Origin of the sequence: Rhodococcus sp. NPDC127593, from assembly GCF_042671975.1 — a bacterium.
GTDB lineage: Bacteria > Actinomycetota > Actinomycetes > Mycobacteriales > Mycobacteriaceae > Rhodococcus_F.
The window spans coordinates 22,537-32,903 of the sequence record NZ_JBHXWI010000084.1 but is presented as its reverse complement, the minus strand read 5'-3'; the positions used below and the strand labels follow the sequence as shown (position 1 = coordinate 32,903).

Annotated in this window: 6 protein-coding genes and 1 pseudogene; 2 read left to right on the top strand and 5 right to left on the bottom strand. The window is 62.4% G+C overall.

Annotated features, from left to right (window positions below):
- Positions 1–339: 339 nt before the first annotated feature.
- From ACFVJ3_RS44075 to ACFVJ3_RS44065, 3 genes are all read right to left on the bottom strand, one after another.
- Entirely contained in the window at positions 340–654 is a 315-nt protein-coding gene (locus ACFVJ3_RS44075; RefSeq protein WP_378458066.1) for a hypothetical protein, read from the bottom strand.
- A gap of 1,129 nt (positions 655–1,783) precedes the next feature.
- A complete protein-coding gene (locus ACFVJ3_RS44070; RefSeq protein WP_378458065.1) occupies positions 1,784–2,998 on the bottom strand; it encodes an NAD(P)/FAD-dependent oxidoreductase in 1,215 nt (404 codons plus the stop codon).
- A gap of 304 nt (positions 2,999–3,302) precedes the next feature.
- A complete protein-coding gene (locus ACFVJ3_RS44065) occupies positions 3,303–3,581 on the bottom strand; it encodes a hypothetical protein (protein WP_378458064.1) in 279 nt (92 codons plus the stop codon).
- Positions 3,582–3,693: 112 nt separating this feature from the next.
- Here ACFVJ3_RS44065 and ACFVJ3_RS44060 point away from each other — a divergent pair, with 112 nt between their 5' ends.
- Positions 3,694–5,064: an MFS transporter gene (locus tag ACFVJ3_RS44060; protein ID WP_378458063.1), complete on the top strand. Its 1,371-nt coding sequence runs from the start codon at positions 3,694–3,696 to the stop codon at positions 5,062–5,064.
- Positions 5,065–5,164: 100 nt separating this feature from the next.
- On the opposite strand, the pseudogene ACFVJ3_RS44055 reads toward ACFVJ3_RS44060, so the two are convergent.
- Positions 5,165–5,317, bottom strand: a pseudogene (locus ACFVJ3_RS44055) (metal-dependent hydrolase); the annotation flags it as partial.
- Positions 5,318–5,894: 577 nt separating this feature from the next.
- Here ACFVJ3_RS44055 and lexA point away from each other — a divergent pair.
- A complete protein-coding gene (gene lexA, locus ACFVJ3_RS44050; RefSeq protein WP_378458062.1) occupies positions 5,895–6,557 on the top strand; it encodes a transcriptional repressor LexA in 663 nt (220 codons plus the stop codon).
- Positions 6,558–6,817: 260 nt separating this feature from the next.
- On the opposite strand, the gene ACFVJ3_RS44045 is transcribed toward lexA, so the two are convergent.
- The gene (locus tag ACFVJ3_RS44045; RefSeq protein WP_378458061.1) at positions 6,818–10,048 is read right to left on the bottom strand and encodes a multifunctional oxoglutarate decarboxylase/oxoglutarate dehydrogenase thiamine pyrophosphate-binding subunit/dihydrolipoyllysine-residue succinyltransferase subunit; all 3,231 of its coding nucleotides are present in this window, start codon (positions 10,046–10,048) and stop codon (positions 6,818–6,820) included.
- Positions 10,049–10,367 lie beyond the last annotated feature (319 nt).

Below are 10,367 nucleotides of genomic sequence, written 5' to 3'. Positions count from 1 at the left end.
TGCTTCTCGGTCAACACCTGATATCGATCCATCACCTCTGTCACAGCAAACATGTTGCCGCACGACACCCCAAATCATTGGGAGACACGCCCTAGCTCCAGTTGAAGGAATTGCGTGCCGCTGCGAAGCACCGGGCTGATGATCTGCCGGTTTCTTCTGAATCCCGGCGTGGGCGGCGGTAGATCGAGGTTCTCTCGGGTTTCATCCGAATGCTGCGACCCAAGGGTTTCGTCAAAGGTTCAGTCAGACGATTGATACGGACAGTGTGGCGGCGTTTCGTGGTGATGGACTTGTGCGCGATGGTGTTCCCTCACTGAAAGACTGGGCTTTCGAGGAGCGTTACGCCGTCTTGCGGTGTTCAAGCGGGTGATTCAGCGCCGTATCGAGGGGCGTGTCCTGTCGGGCTTCGATGATCAGCTCGTGAAGTCGTTGGCGAAAGCGGGCCGGCGTCATTCCGAACGTAACGAAGGTCTCGTCGTCAGGTGGGCCGCCGTAGGGTGCCCATTTTTCGGCGAAGTCGATGAATTCATTCAATTCCTTCCGTTGTAGCTGGCCGAGAAACGTGCCGGATCGGACAGCGCGGCGGTGGTTGCGTCGGCGCCGGTAGTTGCGAATCGCCGCTTCCACGTTGGGTTCGGCGCTATTGGATGGCATGGCCGACTCAGAATCGGCGATCGCGCGGCGGGATGGTCGCGTAGTTAATGTAAGTGGGGCATTGCTCTTGAGTGCTTTCGTTTGTCGGGCGATTGGTGATCTTGTAGGAGGCGCCGATTCACCTGGTTGGTTGGCAGCTGTCAATTACAGTGACTTCCACAGTTGAACTCCGCTGCAGTCGAACCGATCACAGTGCCGGGGCGGCGTCGATTTGGCCGGATGTCGGGGTACCCCATGAGGTTCGGTGACGGTTGCCGCTGCGACCATGGGCATAGCGCTCGAGTCGATGACGTAGAGGTCCATTTAGGGAGAGCCTCTGGTGGTGTAGGTGAGGTCTCGGGCGAAAGGGGCTGCGAGGGTGCCGCTGACGACTGCGCCAAGTGCGGATCTGATGGATGTCACCGGAGCATCGACATCCGGAGAGAAGTACTTCCGTGTACACCGTGGACATGGGGCCGTGTGCCGTTCGGATCAGCCGCACGGCGACCCCGCATCCGGCACGGCATTCGTAGCGGAGCGCGAAGGAGTGGCCGCGGTGTTCGTGGAGTTTCTCGAACATCGGGTCTTCGCCGCCGGTACGTCGGCGAAGATATCCGACAGAGACGAGGGTGGCGGAGACCGCGAAGGGGCCACACCAGCCCCACTCGATGTACCGCGTGCGCACGGCCCCCGTAGGTCGGCGTTGGCAGGATGGACTACCTGGGCTGACTGGTGGTTTGTCCCTTCGAGCTCGCACGATCGTCGCAATACCGACGATTCATCATGCCGAATTCCCGGCGGTACATCGTGCCGGTGTCTTCGAGTCGACGCGCATATGCGGTGGGTTCTGCAGACACTCTTCTGTGCGCACCACTTCGAGACCGTGGCCGGGCCCGTACTGCGTCTTCACATCGAGACGCCGATTGCGTCCGTCCGTTCCATTCGCACACCTCCTTCAAGAGAGTGTTGCGACCCACTACTCGAGCCCGCCCGCCATGGTGTGTTCAGAATTCATGGTGTCGACACGTACATGTGTTGTATCTCCCGAGCACCTCTCGCATTTCCGAGTTTTCTGTTGTGCGGCATGGTCGTCGGACGCAGGGAACACCACCGCCGGTCAAGCTGGCGGTGGTGTTCTCGAAGTGTCGGGTCAACTCACGGAGAGACTTTCGGGCGGTGTGTATTCCGGGAGCGAGCCGTTCGGACCCGCCATTGCAAACAGAGCTTCGCGGTCATCCACTGGTGGGTAGATCCATTCGGTGTTGATCGTGGTCTTGAGGTGATGATCGGCGGCGCCGGTCATGAGGACGGTTCTGTCCCATCCGGAAGTCACCACTGCTCCGGCAGGCCCCAAGGCCAGGCATGTTCGGTATTCGTCCGGGGCAAACGGTACGAGGGGTTCGCCGAGCAGGTCGGCAGCAACATTGTGGCCCGCGAACTTGCCTAGCGGCATAGCGTGCTGGCAACTCTGCATCACCGTGCGACCTTCGGTTGCGCTGGCAGCAGATGTGTCGCCGGCGGCGTAGACATCGGACGTGCCGGTTACGCGAAGGAATTCGTCGACACTCAGCCTTCCGATCCAATCGCGTTCGGCGGGGATGAACTTTGTGAGCGGGCTTGCCGCCATCCCGGCGGTCCAGACCACGGTGGCTGCAGCAATCTTCGAACGGTCGGAAAGGGTGACGCCCTCTGCGTTTACGCTTTCCACGCTGACGTTCAGACGGGTTTCGATTTCCAGGTCGGACAATGCCGTGATGATCGCCGGACGGGGGCCTTCACCCAGCTCTGGCCCTACCTCGTCTTCCCGCTCGACAAGGATTACGCGGACGGTCGCGCGGCTGTCTGCGATCTCTCGTAGACGTCGGGTCAACTCCGTTGCAATCTCGAGGCCCGTGAAGCCGGCCCCGACGACGACGACGGTGTACTGCCCTGCGCTGGTGTTTCGTTCAGGCAGTCGATGCAAATGCGAGTCAAGTCGCGCAGCTCCAGCGAGGGTATCGACATCGAACATGTGTCCCGCGCCGGCTACCTTCGGCTGGACAACTTGACTACCGGAGGCGAGTACCAGTCGGTCGTAGAAGATGTCGGAGCTGCGCCCGTCTCTGCTCACTGCCGTAGCTGTCTTGGCTACGGTGTCGATACCGGTCACAGTTGCAGTGAGTCGCTGGACGCCGATCGGGCCGAGGACTTGGTCGAGTGGGACGCGCATTGTGTGGGGTGCGGACTCGTAGAGGCGGGGGCGGATGACTAGGTCATCCCCGGCGTTGACGACCGCAATGCTCAGGTCAGCGCGACGCAGCTTGGCTGCGCTCGCCGCGCTCCACACTCCCGCGAACCCGCCTCCAACAATCAAGACGTGTGACATGAATCAACCTCTCATTGAGTTGTTTTGATGTCGCCTTGCGCCGATCGGCGCCCGGCGGTCGATCTGTCGATCGTGTGATCGCTTCTCGCTGTTCGGTCGTGGCTGATTGCACGTGGCACAGTCGTGTACCATGTCCAGGTTCTCCCAGACCTTGGAAATCAGTCCATCGAGCGCTTCGAGCCAGCGACTGTCATCGTTCTCTCAGCGTGCAAGCTCGAGGGCTCGCCGCCCGTGCGGAATCGCACAGCGTCGATGTTTCGTCGATGATCGACTTACCCTTCGAATGGAATTGTTGTCCATGCCGTTATGACGTTCCAGCACCGGGGAATGTGACATTTCGGCGGCGGTCGCGCCGATCCCTGAGCGACGTGATGGGGATGATGACGATTCCAAGTGCGGCGACGAGGAGATTCAGCGAGTTCAGCGCGATGGCCTCAAAGGTGGTGGTGCCTGCGAGGTGATGTAGGTGATGTAGGTGATGTAGGTGATAGTACAAGTGCGGAATGGCGAACACTGAGAATGCCAGTGCCGTGGGACGACGAACACTGTGCGTGGCTTGATCATCGCGCTCGGCTGAGGCCATCTGGCTGATCCTTCCGGTGCGCTGTTTGCGTGGTGACGAACCGGGGAGCGAATTGACACCGCCCCTGGGCGACTCGCCCAGGTGGGGGAGGTCGATCCGCTATCGTCTACGGATGAGCGATGACGCGACTCCGTCCGGTCCGACCCGCGCTCCGACGAGCACCCGGCGGGCGGTGCTCAACACGATGAAGGGCTCGGCAGGAAACCTCGTCGAGTGGTACGACGTGTACGTCTACACGGTCTTCGCCACGTATTTCGAGGCGCACTTCTTCGACGAGAACGACGCCAACTCCACGCTGTACATCTATGCGATCTTCGCGGTCACTTTCGTCATGCGTCCGGTGGGGTCCTGGTTCTTCGGCCGGTTCGCCGACCGTCGTGGCCGCAAGGCGGCCCTGATGCTCAGCATCACCATCATGTCATCGTGCTCATTCGTGGTGGCGGTCATGCCGACACGCGAAGTCATCGGGTATTGGGCGGCGGTGATTTTGGTCCTCGCTCGGCTTGTACAGGGATTCGCCACGGGTGGGGAGTACGGCACCTCGGCGACGTACATGTCCGAAGCGGCGACCGCGAATCGGCGCGGCTTCTTGTCGTCTTTCCAGTACGTGACCCTCGTGGGCGGTCACGTACTCGCGCAGTTCACGCTTCTGATCGCGCTCAGCGTTCTCGATGTCGATGCGTTGAACGAGTGGGGATGGCGGATTGGCTTCTTCATCGGCGGCATCGCCGCCCTGGTCGTGCTGTGGATTCGGCGTTCGATGGACGAGTCGCTCAGCGAGTCGCATCTGAAGGCGATCCGTGCGGGTGAGGACCGTGGGGCGGGGTCCTTGACGGCGTTGTTCACCGAACACTGGCGTCCGCTGCTGCTGGTGTTCCTCATTACCGCGGGTGGCACGGTCGCGTTCTACACCTACAGTGTCAACGCGCCGGCGATAGTGAAGTCCACCTTCGGGGCCGACCGGGCGCTGACGGCAACGTGGATCAACCTGCTGGCGCTGATCTTGCTGTTGCTGCTGCAGCCGGTCGGCGGCATCATCAGTGACCGCGTCGGACGTAAGCCGCTGCTGATCTTCTTCGGTGTGGGTGGTGTCCTCTACACCTATGTCCTGCTCACCTTCCTTCCGCGAACCACCTCGCCGCTATCGGCGTTCGCGCTGGTCGCGGTCGGCTACGTCATCCTCACCGGGTACACCTCGATCAACGCGATCGTGAAGGCGGAGCTGTTTCCCGCCGACATCCGTGCCTTGGGTGTGGGACTGGGCTATGCGCTCGCGAACTCAATCTTCGGCGGTACGGCGCCGGTGCTTTTCCAGGCATCGAAGTCGGCCGGTCACGTCGGCTGGTTCATCTCCTACGTGACGGTCGTGATCGGAGTCAGCTTGCTGGTCTACATTTTCGGACTGAAGAACAAGGCGGTCACGGTGCTCGATCGCGAGCAGGGGAGCGCCTGGGGTGCGCCCGTGGCTTCGGGTCCCCGCTGAGCTGATCCCCGCGGCCCGGGTTCCGGGGGTTCGGTGCCGGCACCGCTGGCCCGTGGTGACCGGATAACTGCCCGAACGGACCACCCGGAAAGCGGACGACCGCGACCGTCGACTGTGGGTGGTCGAGGTCGGGCAGCAGTGCAGATCCCGCGCAGACACCAGCCCAGGCGAACGTCTCGGCGAGCGACGACGGGACGCCCCACCTGACCGGAAGAAAAGCGGCTGCGGCCAATCCAACCGGGGCACCGGACATCGCGTGCGTCGGCCTGGCCCCGTCACCATGCCACCGCCTCCATCGACAGCGGGGCGAAGCTTTCGACCGCAAGTTCGCTGTCCGGCTGCGATGTCAATCCGCCATCGATCACGCCGAGCAGCGCGGGGATCCACTGCTACGTCAGGTCAGCGACCATGTTCACCACGACCCCGAACACGGTCCCGATCACCAAGACAAAGAACGCAACTCGCGAGACGATCCCATCACGCACGCGATCCTTCCGCGGCGGGGCCATCAGGCGACCCACAGCCATCCCTCGGCAGCCGAAACGCGCTGCATACGCGGAGAAAATGTCCAGCCATCACGGCCCCTTCAGGTCGAGTCGCGCCAGGCTACGAATCTGCTTCTCCACCCAGGCGAACTCCCGAACGATCCGGCAGGTGCAGCACGTAGTCCTCTGCCCGTCTACCGGCCTGGAGTGCATCGACCGAGGTCGACATTCCCGTGAGGTGGGACGGACCGGCGACCAGTTTTGCGCCACCGCCTATAGACCCCGCTTCTGCTCGCACGCCTACACCGTGCTCGAGGGGCTGTCGTCACCCCCTACGATTCTTCGGTGACCGATTACGACGATCTCGACATGTTCGGTGGCCTCGATGCCTCCACCCTGCCATCGCGTCAGCAGCGGATTCTGGCCGCGATCCGGGACTGCGTGGCTGCACACGGATGCACGCCGAGCACCCGACAGATCGGGGACGCGGTGGGCCTGCGGTCAGCGTCGTCGGTGTCCAAGCATCTGAAGAGCCTCGAGGAAAAGGGCTTTCTCCGACGGGGCACGGCCATGGCTCGGCAATTGGACGTGCGCCCGTTCCTCTCCGAGGCGAGGCAAGGTCGCTCGTCTGAAAACAATGTGACGGTACCGGTAGTCGGCGACATCGCGGCCGGCGCACCGATCCTGGCGGAGGAGCACGTCGATGAGATGCTGACGCTCCCTCGCGAACTTGTCGGCTCCGGCACTCTGTTCGGGCTGCGGGTGCGCGGCGAGTCGATGATCGATGCCGCGATCTGCGATGGCGATGTCGTTGTGGTGCGCCGCCAGGACGAAGCTCATTCCGGCGAGATCGTCGCCGCGATGATTGATGGCGAGGCTACGGTGAAGGTGCTCCGGCGCCGCGATGGCCACGTCTTCCTCGAGCCCCGTAATCCCGCGTATGCCGTGATTGACGGCGACGACGCAGTTGTTCTGGGCAAGGTGGTATCGGTGATGCGCCGGATCTGAGGATGTGCAAATCTGAACGGTGCAATGCGCCCCCTCCGCCGCCGACGTTCCACACTTCCGTGTCGGTTTACCGATTGCGTGTTGGTAGCCCGTCGGTTTCCGCAATTCATGTCGGTCGGGTGTTGGCAGACCGGGTCAAGTAGCCACGCCCTCGCACCAAACCGCCCCCCGGGGGGCCACCGACGTTCAATGCGGGGCACCGGCTGCCACTGTTGCAAAACGTAGTACTCCGTGTCTATTTCGTGAACAGGCAGCTGTCGTCAAGCGCGCCACTTCTCTAGCGCCTCATCGATGAGCGTCCTCTGTTCCTGGGCGTGCCGTTTGCTCGAACCTGTCGCCGGGGCGGCAGAGGCTGGGCGAGACGCGAGGCGAATTCGCCGCGAGCCGATGGTCCCGAGCTCGCTGAGAAGGAACGTCCACGCGCCTTGGTTTCTGGGCTCTTCCTGCACCCACACCAGTTCGGCGTTGGGGTAGGAGCCGACGGCATCAGCCAGCTCTGCTTCGGGCAGCGGGTAGAACTGTTCGATTCTCACCAGCGCGATTTGCGGGTCTGGAGACTTGGCGAGCCTGGTGAGCAGCTCGTAGTACAGCTTCCCGGTCACCAACAGCACGCGGCGGACGTCGGCCTTGTCAATCGCCCGCTGATCATCGATGACGGGTTCGAACGTGCCGCCGGTGAAATCGGACAGGGCACTGGTCGCGCCGCGCATGCGCAAAATCGACTTCGGGGTGAACACGATGAGCGGCTTGCGTGGGCGAGCGTATGCCTGGCGCCGGAGGAGGTGGAAGTACGACGCGGGTGTCGACGGTTGCGCCACCGTCATGTTGTTCTCCGCGCAGAGCTGCAGGAAGCGTTCGATGCGCGCTGAGGAGTGATCCGGTCCGCTGCCTTCGTAGCCGTGTGGCAGGAGCAGTACCAGCGAGGACCGCTGTCCCCATTTCTGGTCGGCCGAGCTGATGAACTCGTCGACGATGATCTGAGCGCCGTTCACGAAATCGCCGAACTGTGCCTCCCACAGCACCAGCGCGTCGGACCGTTCCACCGAATAGCCGTACTCGAATCCCATCACGGCGTACTCACTGAGTAGCGAGTCGTAGATCCAGAACCGAGCCTGGTCCTCAGCAATGTTGGTGAGCGGGAGCCATTCCTGACCATTGTCGCGGTCGTGAAGCACTGCGTGGCGTTGGACGAACGTGCCACGGCGACTGTCTTGACCGGTCAGCCGAACGGGTGTCCGCTCCACCAACAGCGAGCCGAATGCAAGGAGCTCGGCGAAGGCCCAATCGATATCCCCATTACGGCTCATGTCGGCTCTTTTGTCGAGCAGCTGCTGCAACTTCGTGTGGACGGTGAACCCTGCCGGCCGATTGCTGAAAGCATCTCCCACGAGAGCTATCACGTCGGGACTCACCCCGGTGGCTTCGGGACTGCTCGCAGTTTCGGGTTCGGGAGCAAGCATCTTCTCCAGCGCGTCGATCGTGTTTGGCTGGGAGACCGGCACGAGGCCGGGTTGTCCGGCATGAGTCTCGGCGAAGGCGCTCTCGAGACGGCCGCGGAAGTCGAGGTTGGCCCGTTCGTACTCTTCGAGGGTGATGTCACCACGCCCGACCAGCGCCTCCGTGTAGAGGGTCCGAACACTGCGCTTGGCCTCGATGAGGTCGTACATCTGCGGCTGTGTCATCGACGGATCATCGGCTTCGTTGTGGCCACGCCGGCGGTAGCAGATGAGGTCGATGACGACCTCGCGGTGGAACGTCTGACGGTAGGCGAAGGCGAGCGCTGCGACCCGGACAACTGCCTCGGGATCATCACCATTGACATGGAAGATCGGTGCCTGGATCGCTTTTGCGACGTCCGTCGAGTACACCGAGCTCCGTGCCTGACCTGGCAGGGTCGTGAAGCCCACCTGGTTGTTGATGTTGATGCGGATCGTGCCGCCCGTGCGATAGCCGCGCAGCTGTGACATCTGCATGGTCTCTCCGACTACTCCCTGGCCGGCCATCGCCGCGTCACCGTGGATGATGATCGGCAAGGTCAGAAACGTACCGGCCGGTCTCAGGTCCTGCCGGGCACGTACGATGCCCTCCAGCACGCCATCGACCGCGTCGAGATGGGAAGGATTCGCCCCGACATAGACAGGGATCTTCTCGCCATCTGCGCCGGTGAAGATTCCTTCGGTACCCAGGTGGTATTTCACGTCCCCGGAGCCGTCGCTGTTGTCCGAGACGTCAGTTCCCTCGAACTCGTGGAACACCTGACCGTAGGTCTTGCCTGCGATGTTGGTGAGCACGCTGAGCCGTCCCCGGTGAGCCATCGCGACGGCCACACCGTCGAGACCACTCTCGGCCGCCGCATGCATGATCGCGTCCAACAAGGGGATCGTCGACTCGCCCCCTTCGAGGCTGAAGCGCGTCTGGCCGATGTACTTCGTCTGGAGGAAGGTCTCGAAGGCTTCCGCTTCATTGAGCTTGCCCAGGATCCGCAGCTGCTCGTCGTGGGTCGGCTTCGTATAGGGCAGCTCGACCCTGTTCTGGATCCACGCGCGTTGTTCTGGATCTTGGATGTGCATGTACTCGATGCCGACGGTTCGACAATAGGCGTCACGCAGAACACCGACAATGTCGCGGAGCTTCATCTGCCGCTGGTCGCCGCCGAAATCACCGGTGACGAATTCCCGGTCCAGGTCCCAGAACGTGAGCCCGTGACTCGCCACGTCCAGATCGGGGTGGGACCTCTGGACGTACTCGAGCGGGTCGATGTCGGCCATCAGGTGCCCGCGGGTACGAAACGCATCGATGAGCTGCTGGACACGCGCTGTTTTGTCCACCGCGCTCGTCGGATCCACCCTGATGTCGGGTGCCCAATGGATCGGTTCATAAGGGATTCGCAAGGCCGCGAAGATCTCTTCGTAGAACCCATGCCGCCCGGTCAGGAGTTCGTGGACTCGCTCGAGGAACTCCCCAGAAGCCGCGCCCTGGATGACCCGATGATCGTAGGTGCTCGTCAGGGTGACCGTCTTGCTGATGGCGAGATCGGCGAGGGTCTGTCCGCTGGACCCCTGGAACTCGGCCGGATATTCCAGAGCGCCCACACCGATCACACAACCCTGACCTTTCATCAGGCGGGTGATCGAATGCTCTGTCCCGATGCCGCCGGGGTTGGTCAGCGACAGCGTTGTACCGGCAAGATCCTCTACGGTCAACGCGTTGCTTCGCGACTTGACGATGAGAGCCTCATACGCTGTCAAGAATTCACCGAAGCTCATCTCGTCCGCCCGCCTGATGTTCGGGACGACAAGGAAACGTGATCCATCGGGTTTCGCGACGTCGACGGCGATTCCGAGGTTGACGTGATCAGGCGTCACGGCGAACGGCTTGCCGTCCACTTCGGCGTACGACACCGTCTGGCTCGGGAAATCCTCGAGGGCCTGTACGAGCGCCCAGCCGATCAGGTGTGTGAAACTGATCTTGCCGCCGCGGGCCCGCCTCATGTGGTTTATTGATGACGATGCGATTGTCGATCATGAGCTTCGCTGGGATCGTGCGGACGCTCGTGGTCGTCGGAATGCTCAAGCTGGCGGTCATGTTGGTGACCAGAGACCTGGCCATCCCGCGAATAGCGGCCGCAGTGGATCTGCCCTCTGCCGGTTCGGCCGGTGGCTCAGGGAACGTGGCCACCGGGGCGTCCGCCGGCACCGGCTCCGGGTTCGGCGGGATCGACGTCGTCCGTGCAACCGGTTGTGGGTTACTGGCAATGGGTTCGGCCGACGGCTCGGTCGTGGTATTTGGTTCGGTCACGTTGATTGACAC